The 17353-nt window shown below is 65.3% G+C and carries 15 protein-coding genes and 1 pseudogene; 8 read left to right on the top strand and 8 right to left on the bottom strand.

The genetic code is table 11. The features are described 5' to 3' along the window. Positions 1-73: 73 nt before the first annotated feature. From istA (pbN1_RS07950) to mobH, 3 genes are all read left to right on the top strand, one after another. The gene (gene istA / locus pbN1_RS07950) at positions 74-1633 is read left to right on the top strand and encodes an IS21 family transposase (protein WP_169204294.1); all 1560 of its coding nucleotides are present in this window, start codon (positions 74-76) and stop codon (positions 1631-1633) included. A 67-nt stretch (positions 1634-1700) separates the two neighbouring features. Beyond that, positions 1701-2435, top strand: a complete 735-nt coding sequence (istB, locus tag pbN1_RS07945; protein WP_169204293.1) for an IS21-like element helper ATPase IstB — start codon at positions 1701-1703, stop codon at positions 2433-2435. Positions 2436-2764: 329 nt separating this feature from the next. After that, positions 2765-4567 (top strand): MobH family relaxase, encoded by a 1803-nt coding sequence (mobH, locus tag pbN1_RS07940; protein WP_003296511.1) that lies wholly within the window; start codon positions 2765-2767, stop codon positions 4565-4567. Positions 4568-4859: 292 nt separating this feature from the next. Here mobH and pbN1_RS07935 read toward each other — a convergent pair whose 3' ends face one another. Genes pbN1_RS07935 through pbN1_RS07925 form a run of 3 tightly spaced genes read right to left on the bottom strand, consistent with a single transcriptional unit; the run spans position 4860 to position 6999 of the window. Further along, on the bottom strand, positions 4860-5567 hold the full coding sequence (locus tag pbN1_RS07935; RefSeq protein ID WP_003296512.1) for a hypothetical protein: 708 nt from the start codon (positions 5565-5567) through the stop codon (positions 4860-4862). Between the two features lie 48 nt (positions 5568-5615). After that, on the bottom strand, positions 5616-6224 hold the full coding sequence (locus tag pbN1_RS07930) for a sll1863 family stress response protein (RefSeq protein WP_003296513.1): 609 nt from the start codon (positions 6222-6224) through the stop codon (positions 5616-5618). A gap of 37 nt (positions 6225-6261) precedes the next feature. After that, complete coding sequence (locus pbN1_RS07925) at positions 6262-6999, bottom strand: CerR family C-terminal domain-containing protein (protein ID WP_223123710.1); 738 nt, start codon at positions 6997-6999, stop codon at positions 6262-6264. Between the two features lie 16 nt (positions 7000-7015). On the opposite strand from pbN1_RS07925, the pseudogene pbN1_RS21140 reads away from it, so the two are divergent. Then, positions 7016-7183 (top strand): annotated as a pseudogene (locus tag pbN1_RS21140) (hypothetical protein); the annotation flags it as partial. Between the two features lie 100 nt (positions 7184-7283). On the opposite strand, the gene pbN1_RS21135 reads toward pbN1_RS21140, so the two are convergent. Continuing rightward, a complete protein-coding gene (locus pbN1_RS21135; protein WP_425305768.1) occupies positions 7284-7511 on the bottom strand; it encodes a DUF3363 domain-containing protein in 228 nt (75 codons plus the stop codon). A 344-nt stretch (positions 7512-7855) separates the two neighbouring features. Here pbN1_RS21135 and pbN1_RS07915 point away from each other — a divergent pair, with 344 nt between their 5' ends. Then, positions 7856-8131, top strand: coding sequence for a helix-turn-helix domain-containing protein (locus pbN1_RS07915; RefSeq protein ID WP_082321452.1), 276 nt, complete (start codon positions 7856-7858; stop codon positions 8129-8131). Between the two features lie 27 nt (positions 8132-8158). Here pbN1_RS07915 and pbN1_RS07910 read toward each other — a convergent pair whose 3' ends face one another. Continuing rightward, positions 8159-8896, bottom strand: a complete 738-nt coding sequence (locus pbN1_RS07910; RefSeq protein ID WP_280516185.1) for an SDR family oxidoreductase — start codon at positions 8894-8896, stop codon at positions 8159-8161. Positions 8897-9039: 143 nt separating this feature from the next. Between pbN1_RS07910 and istA (pbN1_RS07905) the strand changes: the two genes are divergently transcribed. From istA (pbN1_RS07905) to pbN1_RS07895, 3 genes are all read left to right on the top strand, one after another. Further along, positions 9040-10599, top strand: a complete 1560-nt coding sequence (gene istA, locus pbN1_RS07905) for an IS21 family transposase (RefSeq protein ID WP_169204294.1) — start codon at positions 9040-9042, stop codon at positions 10597-10599. Between the two features lie 67 nt (positions 10600-10666). Further along, a complete protein-coding gene (gene istB / locus pbN1_RS07900; protein WP_169204293.1) occupies positions 10667-11401 on the top strand; it encodes an IS21-like element helper ATPase IstB in 735 nt (244 codons plus the stop codon). A gap of 177 nt (positions 11402-11578) precedes the next feature. Then, on the top strand, positions 11579-12565 hold the full coding sequence (locus pbN1_RS07895) for an ArnT family glycosyltransferase (protein WP_169202210.1): 987 nt from the start codon (positions 11579-11581) through the stop codon (positions 12563-12565). Positions 12566-12675: 110 nt separating this feature from the next. Here the strand turns inward: pbN1_RS07895 and pbN1_RS07890 are convergent, their stop codons facing one another. The 3 genes from pbN1_RS07890 to pbN1_RS07880 all read right to left on the bottom strand — a co-directional run bounded on the left by pbN1_RS07890 (position 12676) and on the right by pbN1_RS07880 (position 17213). Then, positions 12676-13002: a type II toxin-antitoxin system PemK/MazF family toxin gene (locus pbN1_RS07890; RefSeq protein ID WP_210147694.1), complete on the bottom strand. Its 327-nt coding sequence runs from the start codon at positions 13000-13002 to the stop codon at positions 12676-12678. Next, positions 13002-13226, bottom strand: coding sequence for an antitoxin MazE family protein (locus pbN1_RS07885; protein ID WP_169202209.1), 225 nt, complete (start codon positions 13224-13226; stop codon positions 13002-13004). The genes pbN1_RS07890 and pbN1_RS07885 overlap by 1 nt, the downstream gene beginning before the upstream one ends. Before the next feature lie 87 nt (positions 13227-13313). Further along, positions 13314-17213 (bottom strand): DUF3683 domain-containing protein, encoded by a 3900-nt coding sequence (locus pbN1_RS07880; protein WP_169202208.1) that lies wholly within the window; start codon positions 17211-17213, stop codon positions 13314-13316. Positions 17214-17353 lie beyond the last annotated feature (140 nt).

The raw sequence follows: 17353 nt of genomic DNA, 5'->3' as shown, positions 1-17353 counted from the left end.
AACGGCCTGTGCGGCCAGCGTGGCAACCACCTTTGTCACGGCTACCCTTGCGCGCTTTGCACGGAGCGAGGGGATGCCGGCGGAGCGGATTGCCATGCACAACATCAAGGAGCTGTTACGGCTCAAGTACGACTGCGCGCTCTCGCATGAGCGCATCGCGCGCGCGCTGTCGATTTCCAAGGGCGTCGTCGCCAAGTACGTGAAGGCGGCTGAGGCCAGCGGCGTGAGCTGGGCCGAACTGGCGGCGGCCGACGAGGCGCGCCTGCGCGCACTGCTGGGCGGGACGCCGCGTCCGCGCGGGACGGCGGTGGGCTACCGGATGCCCGATCTCGCCGGCGTCCATCAAGGCCTCAAGCGCAAGAACGTCACGCTCGCACTGCTGTGGGAGGAGTACGTCCAGGCGACGGCCGGGCCGACCTACCAGTATTCGCGCTTCTGCGACCTCTATCGGGACTTCGCCAAGGGGCTCAAACGCTCGATGCGCCAGGTGCATCGCGCCGGCGAGAAGCTCTTCATCGACTACGCGGGCGACACGGTGCCGATCGTCGACGCCGAGACCGGCGAGATTTCTCGGGCGCAGATCTTCGTGGCCGTGCTCGGGGCCTCGAACTACACTTTCGCCTGCGCCACGGCCACGCAGTCACAAGCCGACTGGCTGGGGGCGCTGGGGCGGGCGCTGCGTTTCATCGGCGGCGTGCCCGAGCTGATCGTCCCCGACAACACCCGCTCCATGGTCGGCGAACCGGACCGATACGCGCCGCAATTGCAGCGCACCACTGCCGAGTTCGCCCAGCACTACGGCGTGGCGATCCTGCCCGCACGCCCCTATAAGCCGCAGGACAAGAGCAAGGTGGAGGTGGGCGTACAGATCGTGCAGCGCTGGATCCTGGCGCGGCTGCGGCACCGGCGCTTCTTCTCGCTGGCCGAGCTCGACGTGGCCATCGCCGAGCTGCTCGAGGATCTCAACGCACGCCCCTTCCAGCGCCTGCCGGGCAATCGTCGCAGCGCCTTCGAGACGCTCGACCAGCCGGCGCTGCGTGCGCTGCCCGCCACGCCGTTCCAGTTCGCCCAGTGGAAGAAGGCCAAGCCCAACATCGACTATCACGTCGAGTTCGACGGCCACTACTACAGCGTGCCCCACGCGCTGGTCGGGCAGGTGCTGGAGCTTCGCGTCACGCTCTCGAGCATCGAGTGCTTCGCCGGCGGACGCCGCGTGGCGGTGCATGCCCGCAGCCACCGGCGCGGCGCCTTCAGCACGCTCACCGAGCACATGCCAGCCTCGCACCAGGCCCACCGCCAGTGGTCGCCCAGCAAGCTCATCGCCTGGGGCGCCACGGTGGGGCCGCACACCGAGCGCGTGGTCGCCTTCCAGCTCGAACGCATGCCGCACCCCGAACAGGGCTACCGCGCCTGCCTGGGGCTGATGCGCCTGGCCCGCCAGTACGGCAACACACGGCTGGAGGCCGCCGCCACCCGCGCCGTCGCGCTCGGGGCGATGCGCTACAAGAACCTCGCCTCGATGCTCAAGACCGGGCTCGATCGCGCACCGCTGCCGGCGAGTGCGCCGCAACAGGCCGAACTCGCCCTGCCCGATGCGCACGCCAACCTGCGCGGTGCGCACTACTACCACTGATCCGCAGCGCCGTTACGCCGTAACGGCTCGACCCACCCCATTAACCACCCGCACCGGAGAAACCACGATGCTCACCCACCCCACCCTCGACCAACTGCGCGCCCTGCGCCTGGAGGGCATGGCGCGCGCCCTCGAAGAACAACACGCCCATCCCGCCATCGAGGCGCTCACCTTCGACGAGCGCCTTGCCCAGCTCATCGACCGCGAGCTGCTGCTGCGCGACAGCAAGCGCATCGAGCGCCTGCTCAAGGCCGCCCGTATCAAGGTCGGCGGCGCCTGCCTGGAGGATGTCGACTACCGCGCCGGGCGAGGGCTCGAGCGCAGCCAGTTCGCCGCGCTGGGCACCTGCCACTGGATCCGCCAGGCGCAGAACTGCCTGATCACCGGCCCCACCGGCAGCGGCAAGACCTGGCTCGCCTGCGCACTCGCCAACGCCGCCTGCCGCCAGGGGCTGTCGGCCTACTACGTGCGCCTGCCGCGCCTGTTCGAGGAGCTGCGCCTCGCCCACGCCGACGGCAGCTTCAGCCGACGGCTCATGCAGTTGGCCCGGCTCGACCTGATCGTGATCGACGACTGGGGCCTGGCGGCGCCTTCGGCGGCCGAGCGCAGCGATCTGCTCGAGCTCCTCGACGACCGGGTCGGCAGCCGCTCGACGGTGATCACCAGCCAGCTGCCGATCGAGCACTGGCACGCCTACCTCGGCGACCCGACCTTCGCCGACGCGATCCTCGATCGCATCGTGCATGCCGCGCACAAGCTCGCCCTGAAGGGCGAATCGATGCGAAAGAAGGCCACGGCATGAGGCCGCGCGTGCTGTACGGCTTACCCACAGCCGGCCGCCCGCCAGCGTGTGAGGCGCGCTGGCGGCCGCCTGTGGATAAGCCTATGCCATGCCCCGAAATGACCGTGATCGTGACCGACGCGGTTAAACTCTGAACACCACGCTGGCGCGCACAGAGCACCGGTCACGTTCGTCGGTATGAGCGGTCACGATCGTCGGAATGCGCAGCTATACCGAAACGGTTAAAGGCCAAAGGGCCGAAATGGCAAGGGAATGGGGTGCAAGGGGAAAGGCCCTACCTCGAAAAGGCCAAAAGGCCTCCCAGTCGGCCCGTCATTAGGACACCTCACATGCTCTCCCTGTTCCAGCGAAAACGGCCCCCGGTCGCTGCCGCACCGACGCCACCACCCGTCACCGCCATCCCGAAAGGGCTCCTGCGTCCTGAGTCGGCCGCATCGCTGCTGGCCACCCCACGCCGGCAGAAGCTGCTGGAGCACATCTGGCAGCGCACCTCGCTCTCACGCAGGCAATTCGCCACCCTGTACCGCACGCCCCTGGAACGCTACGCCGAACTGGTCCAGGCCTTCCCGGCCTCCGAGGCGCATCACCATGCCTACCCGGGCGGCATGCTGGACCACGGCCTGGAGATCGTCGCCTACAGCCTGAAACTGCGGCAGTCCCATCTGCTGCCCATCGGTGCCAGCCCCGAAGACCAGGCGGCGCAAGCCGAGGCCTGGACCGCTGCAGTCGCCTATGCCGCGCTGCTGCATGACATCGGCAAGATCGCCGTCGATCTACACGTCGAACTGGCCGACGGCAGTACTTGGCATCCGTGGCATGGCCCGCTGCACCAGGCGTACCGATTCCGCTACCGTGATGACCGCGAGTACCGCCTGCACAGCGCCGCAACAGGCTTGCTCTATCGCCAACTGCTCGACCGCCACGTCCTGGACTGGCTCAGCGACTATCCGGCTCTCTGGGCACCGCTGCTCTATGTGCTGGCCGGTCAGTACGAACATGCCGGTGTCCTGGGAGAGCTCGTCGTGCAAGCAGACCGGGCGTCGGTGGCTCAGGAACTGGGCGGCGATCCGGCCCGCGCCATGGCAGCGCCCAAGCACGCACTGCAACGCAAGCTGCTGGACGGGTTGCGTTATCTGCTCAAGGAAGAGTTGAAGCTGAATCAGCCCGAGGCCTCCGATGGCTGGCTCACCGAGGAAGCGCTGTGGCTGGTGAGCAAGACGGTCTCCGACAAGCTGCGTGCTCACCTGCTTGCCCAGGGCATCGATGGCATCCCTGCGAACAACACCGCAGTGTTCAACGTGCTACAGGATCACGGCATGTTGCAGCCTACACCGGACGACAAGGCGGTTTGGCGGGCGACCGTGACCAGTTCCAATGGCTGGTCCCACTCGTTCACCCTGTTGCGTCTCGCGCCCGCGCTAATCTGGGAAGCTGGCAAGCGGCCGTCGCCTTTTGCCGGCACGGTGGCGATCGATACGACACCCGCGGAAAACGAGGCCGGTGCGCCAGCCATCCCACCTTCGGCAGTGGCGAAGTCGGCCCCGAGCGGCGCGGAAATCTCGCCTTGGGAAGACAGCAGCATCGCCCCCACTTCGCCGCCCGTAGCCCAGCCCGTACCTGACGTTATGGAGGACATGTTGGCCACGGTGGGCATGAGCGACACGTCCGGCACCCGACAGGAAGCAACGGCTGCCGCGGGCGCGGCACATCCGGTACGCACCGAACCATCCTCGAAGGCAGCACACCCGTCGGGCGAACATTTCATGGCGTGGCTGAAACAGGGAGTGACCTCACGCCGACTCATCATCAATGACGCGAAAGCGCTTGTGCATACGGTGAGCGACACAGCCTATCTAGTCAGCCCAGGCGTGTTCCAACGCTATGCACAAGAATACCCGGGGGTCGGAACGCTTGCCAAACAGGACAACCAGCAGGATTGGCAGTGGGTACAAAAGCGCTTCGAGCGGCTACAACTTCATCGCAAACATCCCAATGGCCTGAACATCTGGACTTGCGATGTCACTGGTCCTAGAAAATCCCGCCGACTGCATGGCTATCTGCTGGAAGATGCATCCCAGTTGCTCGCCGAGATTCCGCCCAACAACCCTTATCTCTCAATCAAGTCTGAATAAGCGGGGATCAACAGCTCAAATCGAGACACAGCCACGTCTCGCTGACCCAGGCGAAAAATTGTGGTCAGTGTCGCATCGCCTCCACCCGCAGGCTGCCGGCGAACAGCCAGTTCTTCCACCGTTGGAATATTCGCTTCCGAGGTGTTGGCCTTCGGTGGCGTTTCGGACTGGCCGCAGCCACGGCCAGAAAACAGCGCAAGTGACGAAGTTCCATGCGTCCCGCCCCTCACCGGAGGCGTGAGCCAGAGACGGGAATATTTAGGGGCTCTCCACGTCTTCGGCGTAAGGAAATTTACTTCGAAGCTTCGTCAATAGACTGACGGATGGACGCATATGTCTCGGAAAAGAGCCGCTGGGCTTCCCCATAGCTCTTTTTCGTGGTCTCCCATACCTCGGCCGAGGCTTTTGAGACCCGGGCCTTGGTCTCCTCCACATCTGCATTCAGTGCAGCAATACGCGCTTCAATGGCTGTGCGCTGATCCGCCTCAAGCTTGGCCGCGTCGGCTCGCAGTCCCGCAAGCGCTTTCTGCTGCGCCTCAAGTTCCGCCTCCAATACGGCGCGGCGCGTAGCGATGCTGGCCTTGCTTTGTTCAAGATATTTGTCTCGGGCGGCCTGAAAGGCGGCCCAATCATTGTCGAGCCCCTGACGTGCTTCGGCAATCTGGGCATCGCTCCAGCTCTGTGCGTTGGCTGCAGCATCTTGAGCCCGGCGGCGATAGGCATCCCGCTGCTTGCGCAGATCCGCCAACGCCGCATCGGCCTTGGTGCGTGCCTCGCCCCGGAGCCTGCTGGCATCTTTTTCCAAAGCGGTAATGTTGGCATCAAGCTGGGCCAGCCGATCCTGCGACCACGCCAGTGCTTGGTGAACCCTTGAGGGCTCCTTCTGTGTGGCGGCTGAATCGGCCTGTGCTCCTACATTTTGCGCCAGGGCGGGATGAGCCGACAACAACGCTGCTTGGGCAAGCAGCGCCAAGGCGATCGTGGAAAAGCGAAGTTTCACGGTGATTTCTCCTGATGAGCCAAAACAAAAGCAACGTGGCGTCTAGGTTCAGATAACCTTGGAAAAGGCATCCTTGATTTTCTGGACCGTGACGGCGTGAGCAGCCTTGGCATCGGCGAACCCCTGCTTGACGGCACGCCAGGATTCATCGCCGGCGTCCTTGACCTCACCGATACGCTCCTGGAACTTCTCGGTCTCGGTAGAAAGGTGATCGAACGCGGTATCGAGTTCGCCGCGGGCCTTCTCAACGGCATCAGCCGCCTGGTCACGCAAATCCTTTAGCGAGTTTTGCCACGCTTGCCGCTGTGCGTGCGCACGGACGACGACAATGCTACGCACGGTTTTCACTTGGTCGCCGGTCGTGGTCACAAACTGCTGGAGGGCGGACTCGACTTCAATCCATTCGGCTTCGAGCTTATCCTGAATTTCGCCCGCTTCCTGCTTCGCGGTGTCCGCCTGGGCGCGCAAATCATCGTAGTACTGCTGTAGTTTCGCGCGGGACGCCGCGAGGCGTGCGCGAGCTGCATCGGCTTGCTTGCGGGCATCTTCCTTGATATCGGCGGTCGATTTCTCGACCTGGGAAAGAATGGCATCAGTCTCATCGAGACGGTGCTTCGCCCATGCGATGGTCTGGTGTATGTAGGATTGGAGAGTCATGGTGCATTTCCTTTCAATTGGAGAGAGATCAATGGAATCAGGCGGGGCCTGTTTTTCGGTCCGTGCCGTCACCGGCCGGCCAAACAGCAAGAAAGCCGCTTCGGCAGAGATCGTGGATCATGTCCGTGATTTGCTTGGTGGCTTGGTTCCGCATGCTTTTCCAGTCCATACCACGGAGCATCACGCCCCGCAGAAACCTGAAACTGAAAATTGCCGTCAGAATTGCGATGACGCGCAGCCGCAGCCCCTCGTCATTGGAGGATCGACCGCTAAATTGGCTGGCGGCATGTACTAGACGTTCCTGCAGAGGAGTGATCGCGCGTTCATGAATCAGGGCGAAGGCGTCGTCGTTGTCGTAAGCGCAACGGGCCACGAATGCCGTCCAGGCATGCGGCTCGGCATCCTCCAGCATGGTGTGGAGCAGTTGGATCAGCGCATGCTCGAAGCGAACGGAAAGCTCAACGTCCGATGTATCGTCGAGCAGGGCCGCAGCCTCACCGAAGCGATCGGCCGCATATTCGGCGATCATGTCCGCTGCTGCCAGATAGAGTTCCTTCTTGCTGCCGAAATGGTAGGGAATGGCCGACAGCTTGGTTTTAGCCGCCTGGGACAAGGCGCGTGTGGTTGCCCCCTCGTAGCCAACGGCAGCGACAACATCAATCGTCGCTTCGATCAACTGTGATCGGGTCCTGGCACTGCGGGCCTCGTGGCCGCTGGTTGTCTCGGCATGATTTGGCATACATCCTCCGGCTGTTCCGATAAAAATATAGTTCATACGAACGATCTTTTCAATGGTAATGGAACTGCGAAGAATTGGGGGACTCGTGGCCAGTGGCAACGGTCGTAGGGGTCTCAAGCCGATGAGGGACGTCGCCTGGCTGATCCGAAACTACTTCGAGGGCATCGTCGCCTGGACACAGCCCCACCAGGCTGACGGCCTCCTGGAAGCCCTGAATGGGTCCTTCCAGGTCACCAAGCGCCAAGCGCGTGGCCGGATCAGCTTCGAGAGGATGAGCACAGTGCTCTTTCGCATCGCCCTTAGGCTCGACTTCACCCGGATCAACCCTTATGCCGCTGAACCCACTCGTCCCCCTGCTGCGAGAGTGCAACCACGCACTGGTGCGAGCGAGCGCCACCATCCTGTGCCACCAAGCGGGCAGGAGCGCCCAGCTCGCGCGGCTCGCCGCGCATGGCCCGCTGCGTCGCGCGGAGAATGTCGCCGCGCTCGCCCAGGGCGCGCAAGGTCTTCTCCGCGTCCGCATGGACGGCCCAGGTGCCGAGCTGCATCTCGTCGGCCAGACCCAGGCGCTGCAAGCGTTGCAGGCGGCCGATCAGCAGCAGGCGCTGGGTTTTCGTGATGCGGGGCTACCGGTTCAACATCAAAGCGTCATCGTTATCGGGTTAGGCTGTAGCGGTTGCTGTCAAGACCGACTGGCTCCGGTGCATTGCGAAAATCGTCTGAATGCGACGGCTGCGCCGCTAGGAATTGACGGGCAGCATCGGACACCGTGCCGCAGTCCGCGCCAAAGACCATAACTGTTTGCAGCAGAGTGATTCCGCTTCGGCGCAAGAGTGCGGTTTCAGACCGGACAGGTCTTAGGTAAGAGTGAAATAGTCACAATGCGCCCTGGTTGGCGAGGGCATTGAAGACGGTCAGGAAAGCGCGTGGCTTGAGCCAGGAAGCGTTCTCCGACGTGTCGAGCCGCACCTACATGAGTACGCTGGAGCGCGACCTGAAAAGCCCGACCATCAGCAAGCTGGACGAACTGTGCGAGGTGATGGAAGTGCATCCGCTCACGCTGCTGACGCTGGCCTATGCTGGCGACAGCACGCGCAAGACCGATCAGCTCCTGGCGCAGGTGCGCCAGGAGCTTGAGGCCGTATTGAAGGAACGCGACACGCCGTAGTCGCGCATCGCGCCACAGGCTGGCGAGCTACAGACTGGCCACGCCGCCATCGACCAGCAATTCCGTTCCGACGACGAAGCGCGATTCGTCCGAGGCGAGGAAGACGGCCGCCTTCGCCAGTTCCCACGGCGTTCCCATACGGCCGATGGGCACCAGCTTGCGGATTTCATCCTGCATGGCGCTCTGCTGCTCGGGGGACAGCCCGAGCTTGCCAAGGGCCGGGGTTTCGGTCGGGCCTGGACTCAAGCCATTGACCCGGATGCCGCGCACGGCCAGTTCGGCCGACAGCGTGCGCGCCAGCGACAGCAGGCCAGCCTTGCTGGCGGCGTAGGCACTGCTTTGTGGCAGGCCGATATGGGCGCTGGTCGATCCGCACAGGATCACCGATGCCGGATCGGCCAGCAGCGGCAACAGCGATTGGATCAGGAAGAACGGGCCTTTGAGGTTGATCGCCATGAGCCAATCCCAGGCCGTCTCGTCCCAGTCCGACAGCGGCCGGTGGGTGACATCGCCTGCGTTGGCGTACAGCACGTCCAGTCGCGGCCACTGCTGTGCAAGTACCCGCGCCAATTCGCACTGCGCACCGATGTCCCCCGCGTCCGAGCGAATCGCCAATACGCTGCCGCCCAATTCCGCCCGTGCGCGTTCCAGTGCTTTCTCATCGCGGCCGGTGATGGCGTGCGTATTCCGACCCATCGTGACCGCCCATTCCGAGAAGGGTGTGACCGGTGATTCCGAGGTCGTGACCGGCGATTCCGATTTGATCGTGACCGATTTGGGCCGCCGTCGGAATCACCGGTCACGTTGTCGGAATCGTCGGTCACGATCAAATCGGAACGGCCTGTGCGGCCAGCGTGGCAACCACCTTTGTCACGGCTACCCTTGCGCGCTTTGCACGGAGCGAGGGGATGCCGGCGGAGCGGATTGCCATGCACAACATCAAGGAGCTGTTACGGCTCAAGTACGACTGCGCGCTCTCGCATGAGCGCATCGCGCGCGCGCTGTCGATTTCCAAGGGCGTCGTCGCCAAGTACGTGAAGGCGGCTGAGGCCAGCGGCGTGAGCTGGGCCGAACTGGCGGCGGCCGACGAGGCGCGCCTGCGCGCACTGCTGGGCGGGACGCCGCGTCCGCGCGGGACGGCGGTGGGCTACCGGATGCCCGATCTCGCCGGCGTCCATCAAGGCCTCAAGCGCAAGAACGTCACGCTCGCACTGCTGTGGGAGGAGTACGTCCAGGCGACGGCCGGGCCGACCTACCAGTATTCGCGCTTCTGCGACCTCTATCGGGACTTCGCCAAGGGGCTCAAACGCTCGATGCGCCAGGTGCATCGCGCCGGCGAGAAGCTCTTCATCGACTACGCGGGCGACACGGTGCCGATCGTCGACGCCGAGACCGGCGAGATTTCTCGGGCGCAGATCTTCGTGGCCGTGCTCGGGGCCTCGAACTACACTTTCGCCTGCGCCACGGCCACGCAGTCACAAGCCGACTGGCTGGGGGCGCTGGGGCGGGCGCTGCGTTTCATCGGCGGCGTGCCCGAGCTGATCGTCCCCGACAACACCCGCTCCATGGTCGGCGAACCGGACCGATACGCGCCGCAATTGCAGCGCACCACTGCCGAGTTCGCCCAGCACTACGGCGTGGCGATCCTGCCCGCACGCCCCTATAAGCCGCAGGACAAGAGCAAGGTGGAGGTGGGCGTACAGATCGTGCAGCGCTGGATCCTGGCGCGGCTGCGGCACCGGCGCTTCTTCTCGCTGGCCGAGCTCGACGTGGCCATCGCCGAGCTGCTCGAGGATCTCAACGCACGCCCCTTCCAGCGCCTGCCGGGCAATCGTCGCAGCGCCTTCGAGACGCTCGACCAGCCGGCGCTGCGTGCGCTGCCCGCCACGCCGTTCCAGTTCGCCCAGTGGAAGAAGGCCAAGCCCAACATCGACTATCACGTCGAGTTCGACGGCCACTACTACAGCGTGCCCCACGCGCTGGTCGGGCAGGTGCTGGAGCTTCGCGTCACGCTCTCGAGCATCGAGTGCTTCGCCGGCGGACGCCGCGTGGCGGTGCATGCCCGCAGCCACCGGCGCGGCGCCTTCAGCACGCTCACCGAGCACATGCCAGCCTCGCACCAGGCCCACCGCCAGTGGTCGCCCAGCAAGCTCATCGCCTGGGGCGCCACGGTGGGGCCGCACACCGAGCGCGTGGTCGCCTTCCAGCTCGAACGCATGCCGCACCCCGAACAGGGCTACCGCGCCTGCCTGGGGCTGATGCGCCTGGCCCGCCAGTACGGCAACACACGGCTGGAGGCCGCCGCCACCCGCGCCGTCGCGCTCGGGGCGATGCGCTACAAGAACCTCGCCTCGATGCTCAAGACCGGGCTCGATCGCGCACCGCTGCCGGCGAGTGCGCCGCAACAGGCCGAACTCGCCCTGCCCGATGCGCACGCCAACCTGCGCGGTGCGCACTACTACCACTGATCCGCAGCGCCGTTACGCCGTAACGGCTCGACCCACCCCATTAACCACCCGCACCGGAGAAACCACGATGCTCACCCACCCCACCCTCGACCAACTGCGCGCCCTGCGCCTGGAGGGCATGGCGCGCGCCCTCGAAGAACAACACGCCCATCCCGCCATCGAGGCGCTCACCTTCGACGAGCGCCTTGCCCAGCTCATCGACCGCGAGCTGCTGCTGCGCGACAGCAAGCGCATCGAGCGCCTGCTCAAGGCCGCCCGTATCAAGGTCGGCGGCGCCTGCCTGGAGGATGTCGACTACCGCGCCGGGCGAGGGCTCGAGCGCAGCCAGTTCGCCGCGCTGGGCACCTGCCACTGGATCCGCCAGGCGCAGAACTGCCTGATCACCGGCCCCACCGGCAGCGGCAAGACCTGGCTCGCCTGCGCACTCGCCAACGCCGCCTGCCGCCAGGGGCTGTCGGCCTACTACGTGCGCCTGCCGCGCCTGTTCGAGGAGCTGCGCCTCGCCCACGCCGACGGCAGCTTCAGCCGACGGCTCATGCAGTTGGCCCGGCTCGACCTGATCGTGATCGACGACTGGGGCCTGGCGGCGCCTTCGGCGGCCGAGCGCAGCGATCTGCTCGAGCTCCTCGACGACCGGGTCGGCAGCCGCTCGACGGTGATCACCAGCCAGCTGCCGATCGAGCACTGGCACGCCTACCTCGGCGACCCGACCTTCGCCGACGCGATCCTCGATCGCATCGTGCATGCCGCGCACAAGCTCGCCCTGAAGGGCGAATCGATGCGAAAGAAGGCCACGGCATGAGGCCGCGCGTGCTGTACGGCTTACCCACAGCCGGCCGCCCGCCAGCGTGTGAGGCGCGCTGGCGGCCGCCTGTGGATAAGCCTATGCCATGCCCCGAAATGACCGTGATCGTGACCGACGCGGTTAAACTCTGAACACCACGCTGGCGCGCACAGAGCACCGGTCACGTTCGTCGGTATGAGCGGTCACGATCGTCGGAATGCGCAGCACTACCTGTTTCGCCACGGCAGTCGGCGCTGGGTGCTGCTCAGCTTCGCCCTGATTGGTCTGTGCCTACTGACCAAGGGCCCGGTCAGCCTGCTGTTCGTCGCCGCTCCCCTGTTGGTGTTCGCATTCCTCCGCCAGCCCCGCGCTAAAGCCTATCTGTGCGACGTACCCGGCTGGCTGCTCGCACTGCTGATCGGCGGTTCCTGGTATCTGGCCGTCAGTCTGAAGCTGGGCTGGGACGTATGGTCCTCGATTCTCGAGCAGGACATCATGGCAAAGGTCAGCGGAGAGCAAAGCGGCGAGAGCTGGTATGCCTACCTGATGTACCTGGCCGGCGATTTCGCGCCGTTCTGGCTGGTGTTGCTGGTGCGGCCGCGGCAGCTATGGCGGGCGATTCGCGCGCGTGCCGAGCTTCAGCTGCTGACCAGCAGCGTGCTGCTTCCGCTGCTGGTCTTTTCCCTGTTCACCGACAAGCACGCCAAATACTTGCTGCCTGCCTACCCGGCCATGGCGCTGATGCTGGCTTGGCACTGGACCGCGGTGCGGGACGTGCAGCAGGGCTGGCGGCACGGCCTGATGACCTGGTTGCCGCCGCTGCTACTGCTGGCCTTCATTGGCTTCTACGCCCTGTTCGAGGCCCGAGTGTTCGTCCACCGCCTGCAGGCACTGCCCGAGATCAAGAAAACGCTGGTCGATTACCCCAGTCAGCCGCTCTACAGCCTCGGTACACCGGACATGCGTCTGGTGTATTACGCCGGCCGGTCAATCGCCGCGCTTAATGTGGACGAGGTGCAGGCCCACGCCGGCGAGGACGCACTTCTGTTCGTCCGCGAACCACTGCTGGAGAAACTGGCATGGCTAGCGAATTGTACCCAGGCGCGCTTCGTGCCGTACCTTACATATAAGAAAACCCTCCTGCTGATTCGCTTGGGACCAACCTGTCAGGCCGCGCAGTAAGCTCTACTGCTAGGAGCGGGGTGTTTCCCAACCGCGCCGCCGTTTCCCATGCGGCGGAAGGCCCTGCGCTTTTCCGCCCTACGGTCCTCAGTGACGACGAGGCCCTCGCTTCACTTGGCAATCCCCAGGAACACGGCCAGGCAACGCTCGACCTCCACCATCGCATCCGCATCAATACGGCCGAAGGCTTGCCCTATCTTGGCGCGTTTCACGGTGATGGCCTTGTCCGCCATCACCTGCGAAGGCTTCTGCAGGCCGTTCTCTGCGCTGGGTTGGACAGTGATGCGAAACAGCGGCGCAGCGACCAGCGCGCTTGTTACCGGCAGCACCGTGACGGTGGCGTGCTCGCTAAACGGGTCGGCTTGAATCACCAGGGCGAGTCCTGGCTTGCCAAAATCGCCTTGCATGGCGATGGTCACGAAGTCGCCCCGCATCATCACTCCGTCCAGCCGTCAACGTCGGCCAGGGCTTCATCCATGAAGTGCTGCATGTCCGTGTCGGCCATGTCCGCTTCGGCAGCAAGGCGGCTCTGGCGGCGGCATTCCTCTGCAAAGTCTGGCCGTCGCGTATCCGGCACCCAGATTTGCACCGGGCGAAGCCCGGCCATGCGCAGCGCGTCGCGGTGCTTTTGAACCCGCGCATTTACGGGCGTGTTTGCCATATGAAGGGCCCTTCATCTGTTACATGAAACAATATAGTCACTGTCAACGTTACATGCAACACGACCTGAACCGCCGCTCCTTGCTTCTTATAGCAACACCCGTTCGATGCCGCCGTTGTTCGCCCGCTGCACGTAGTCCGGCATCCAGTTGTCGCCGAGCAGGTGCTTTGCGATCTCGACGACGATGTAGTCGGCCTCGACGCCGCCGGCGTCGTTGGCGTAGCGCGTCAGGCCCTGCAGGCAGGACGGGCACGATGTCAGGATCTTCACCGGGTCTGCGCCCTCGCGCAGCGCCGCGGCGCCTTTCTCGATCTCTTCCTGCTTGCGGAAGCGCACCTGCGTCGAGATGTCCGGCCGCGCGACCGCGAGCGTGCCCGATTCGCCGCAGCAGCGGTCGTTGAGGTCGACGCGCGTGCCCATCAGCTGGTTCGCGACCTTGATGCCCGAATGCACTTTCATCGGCGTGTGGCACGGCTCGTGGTACATGTACTTCGTGCCGGTGACGCCGTCGAGCTTGACGCCTTTCTCCATCAGGTATTCGTGGATGTCGAGCAGCCGGCAGCCGGGGAAGATCTGCTCGAACTGGTATTTCTGCAGCTGGTCCATGCACGTGCCGCAGGACACGATCACGGTCTTGATGTCGAGGTAGTTCAGCGTGTTGGCGACGCGGTGGAACAGCACGCGGTTGTCGGTGGTGATCTGCTGGCCCTTGTCGTCCTCGCCGGCCGAGGTCTGCGGGTAGCCGCAGCACAGATACCCGGGCGGCAGCACTGTGGTCGCGCCGACTTGGTACAGCATCGCCTGCGTTGCGAGGCCGACCTGGCTGAACAGGCGCTCGGAGCCGCAGCCGGGGAAATAGAACACCGCTTCCGAGTCGTCGCGCTTCAGGTGCGGGTCGCGGATCACCGGGATGACGTTGCCGTCCTCGATGTCGAGCAGCGCGCGGCTGGTGCGCTTGGGCAGGTTGCCGGGCATCGGCTTGTTGATGAAGTGGATCACCTGCGCGCGCAGCGGCGCCTTGCCGAGAGTCGCCGGCGGCTGTTTCACCTGTTGCTGGACGAGGCCGAGCGACTTGCCGACCTGGTGCGCGAGCCGCTGCGCCTTGTAGCCCCATTCGATCATGCCGGTGCGGATCAGCTTGATCGTCGCCGGGTCCTTCACGGTCAGGAACGCCATCGCCGCGGCCTTGCCGGGGTTGAAGCTCTTCTTGCCCTGCTTCCTCAAGAGGTTGCGCATCTTGATCGACACGTCGCCGAAGTCGATATCGACCGGACAGGGTTTCTCGCACTTGTGGCACACCGTGCAGTGGTCGGCGACGTCCTCGAATTCGGCCCAGTGCGCGAGCGACACGCCGCGCCGCGTCTGCTCCTCGTACAGCATCGCTTCGATCAGGAGCGATGTGCTGAGGATCTTGTTGCGCGGGCTGTACAGCAGGTTCGCGCGCGGCACGTGCGTCGAGCACACCGGCTTGCACTTGCCGCAGCGCAGGCAGTCCTTGATGTCGTGCGCGATGTCGCCGATCTCGGTCTGCTCCATGATCAGCGACTCGTGGCCCATCAGGTTGAAGCTCGGCGTGTAGGCGTTGTCGAGGTTGCCGGTCATCGTGCCCAGCCCGCGCATCAGCTTGCCGCGGTTGAAGTGCCCTTGCGGGTCGACGCGGCGCTTGTACTCCCAGAAGTTCGCCATCTCGGCGTCGGTCAGATAGTCGAGCTTCGTGATGCCGATGCCGTGCTCGCCGGAGATCACGCCGTCGAGCGCGCGGGCGAGCGCCATGATGCGGTCGACGGCGCGGTTCGCCGTCTGCAGCATCGCGTAGTGGTCGGAGTTGACCGGGATGTTGGTATGCACGTTGCCGTCGCCGGCGTGCATGTGCAGCGCGACGAAGACGCGCCCGCGCAGCACTTCCTTGTGCACTTCCTCGATGCGCGCGACGACCGGGCGGAACACCGCGCCGTCGAAGATCTTGTCGAGGCGCGGCTTGAGCTCGGTCTTCCACGACGTGCGCACCGAATAGTCCTGCAGGCGGTGGAAGAGCTTCGGGTTCGCGGCGCGGTTGGTCAGCTCGCCGGCGTGGATGCCGAATTCGTCGAACTGCGCTTCGGCCTGCGCCAGCGGCAGGTCGAGGTTGTCGAGCAGCCACTGCCAGCGGCGCCGCACGCTCGCGATGTAGTCGACCGCGGCCTGGCGGCGGTCGCCGATCAGCTCGTCGCTCGCGAGGTTCGCGTCGCCCTGGTCGAGCGGCAGCTCGCCGGCGAGCAGGCCGGTCAGCGCGTCGCACAGTTCGAGCTTGTTGCGCGTGGACAGCTCGATGTTGATGCGCTCGATGCCGTCGCAGTAGTCGCCCATGCGCGGCAAGGGGATCACGACGTCCTCGTTGACCTTGAACGCGTTGGTGTGGCGCGAGATCGCCGCGGTGCGCGAGCGGTCGAGCCAGAAACGCTTCCTCTGCTCGGGGCTGGCCGCGATGAAGCCTTCGGCGCCGCGCACGTTGCACATGCGCACGACTTCCGACGCGGCGGTCATCACCGCCGCGTCGTCGTGGCCGACGATGTCGCCGATCAGCACCATCTTCGGCCGGCCGTGGCGCTTCGCCTTCGTCGTGTAGCCGACCGCGTTCACGTAGCGCTCGTCGAGGTGCTCGAGGCCGGCGAGCTGCACGCCGAGGCGCTCGCCATCCTTGCCGGGCTTGAACCAGTCGGTGATCTCGACGATCGCCGGCACCGCTTCGCGCACCTGGCCGAAGAACTCCAGGCACACCGTGCGCGTCACCGGCGGCATCTTGTGCAGCACCCAGCGCGCGGCGACGATCAGGCCGTCGGTGCCTTCCTTCTGTACGCCCGGCACGCCGCCGAGGAACTTGTCGGTGACGTCCTTGCCGAGGCCGACCTTGCGGCAGGATGCGCCGGGCAGCGTCAGGATCTCCTCGCCGGTCCGCTTTCTGCCGCTCGGGTCGAACCGGCGCAGGCGGAAGCGGACCGTCTCCTGCTCGTGGATCTTGCCGAAGTTGTGGTCGAGCCGCTCGACTTCGAGCCAGTCGCCGTCGGGCGTGACCATCTTCCACCACGCCAGGTTGTCGAGCGCAGTGCCCCACAGCACGGCCTTCTTGCCGCCGGCGTTCATCGCGATGTTGCCGCCGATGCACGACGCGCTGGCCGAAGTCGGGTCGACGGCGAACACGCGGCCGGCCGCCGCCGCCGCTTCGGCGACGCGTTCGGTGACGACGCCGGCGCCGGTGCGGATCGTCGCGTAGCGCGTGCCTTCGCTGCCGTCGGCGCCCGGCAGGGCGAGTTCCTCGACCGGGCCGAGCGCGATCAGCTTTTCGGTGTTGATGACCGCCGAGCGCGCATCGAGCGGCACCGCGCCGCCGGTGTAGCCGGTGCCGCCGCCGCGCGGGATGATCGTCAGGCCGAGCTCGATGCAGCATTTCACGAGCGGCGCCATCTCTTCTTCGGTGTCGGGATAGAGGACGACGAACGGGTACTCGACGCGCCAGTCGGTGGCGTCGGTGACGTGCGAGACGCGCGCGTGGCCGTCGAAGCAGATGTTGTCGCGCGCGGTGTGGCGCGTCAGCGTCTTCAGCGTCTTCTTGCGCAGCACCTCGGTGTCGCTGAAGAACTGCGCGAAGCGGTCGACCGCGTCGTGCGCCGACTCGATGAGGCGCGCGACCTTGTCGCTGCGTTCCGGGTCCTGCACCGCGCTTTCCTCGCGGCGCTTCTCGACTTCGCGCAGCCGGTGGCGCAGCGCCTCGATCAGCGCGCGGCGCCGCTCCGGGTTCCCCAGCAGGTCGTCCTGGAGGTAGGGATTGCGCTGCACGACCCAGATGTCGCCGAGCACTTCGTAGAGCATCCGCGCCGAGCGCCCGGTGACGCGCTCCTCGCGCAGCGCATCGAGCGCGTGCCAGGCGTCGGCGCCGAGCAGGCGGATGACGATCTCGCGGTCGGAGAACGACGTGTAGTTATAGGGAATCTCGCGCAGGCGTTGAGTCATCAGATGTTCCGATACCAGGACGGCGGGGAAGCCGCAAATTGTAGCTTACGGCGGTGCAATACGAACGCCGGTCAAGTCCCTGCGCCGCGTAGGGGCTTGATTTTCAAGCAGCTTGTACCGTGGCGTCAATCGGGCTCGAG

The organism is Aromatoleum bremense (genome assembly GCF_017894365.1).
GTDB classification, from domain to species: Bacteria; Pseudomonadota; Gammaproteobacteria; order Burkholderiales; family Rhodocyclaceae; genus Aromatoleum; species Aromatoleum bremense.
The sequence above is the reverse complement of the archived record's forward strand: the minus strand, read 5'-3'. Positions and strand labels throughout refer to the sequence as shown.

What these genes read in the sequence shown, in the direction of transcription:
- mobH (WP_003296511.1), top strand. Translation starts at nt 2,765, where the DNA reads ATGCTCTCCCTGTTCCAGCGAAAACGGCCCCCGGTCGCTGCCGCACCG.
- istB (WP_169204293.1), top strand. Translation starts at nt 10,667, where the DNA reads ATGCTCACCCACCCCACCCTCGACCAACTGCGCGCCCTGCGCCTGGAG.
- pbN1_RS07880 (WP_169202208.1), bottom strand. Translation starts at nt 17,213, where the DNA reads ATGACTCAACGCCTGCGCGAGATTCCCTATAACTACACGTCGTTCTCC.
- istA (WP_169204294.1), top strand. Translation starts at nt 74, where the DNA reads ATGCCGGCGGAGCGGATTGCCATGCACAACATCAAGGAGCTGTTACGG.
- pbN1_RS07885 (WP_169202209.1), bottom strand. Translation starts at nt 13,226, where the DNA reads ATGGCAAACACGCCCGTAAATGCGCGGGTTCAAAAGCACCGCGACGCG.
- pbN1_RS21135 (WP_425305768.1), bottom strand. Translation starts at nt 7,511, where the DNA reads ATGCAGCTCGGCACCTGGGCCGTCCATGCGGACGCGGAGAAGACCTTG.
- istB (WP_169204293.1), top strand. Translation starts at nt 1,701, where the DNA reads ATGCTCACCCACCCCACCCTCGACCAACTGCGCGCCCTGCGCCTGGAG.
- istA (WP_169204294.1), top strand. Translation starts at nt 9,040, where the DNA reads ATGCCGGCGGAGCGGATTGCCATGCACAACATCAAGGAGCTGTTACGG.
- pbN1_RS07895 (WP_169202210.1), top strand. Translation starts at nt 11,579, where the DNA reads ATGAGCGGTCACGATCGTCGGAATGCGCAGCACTACCTGTTTCGCCAC.
- pbN1_RS07925 (WP_223123710.1), bottom strand. Translation starts at nt 6,999, where the DNA reads ATGAACTATATTTTTATCGGAACAGCCGGAGGATGTATGCCAAATCAT.
- pbN1_RS07930 (WP_003296513.1), bottom strand. Translation starts at nt 6,224, where the DNA reads ATGACTCTCCAATCCTACATACACCAGACCATCGCATGGGCGAAGCAC.
- pbN1_RS07890 (WP_210147694.1), bottom strand. Translation starts at nt 13,002, where the DNA reads ATGATGCGGGGCGACTTCGTGACCATCGCCATGCAAGGCGATTTTGGC.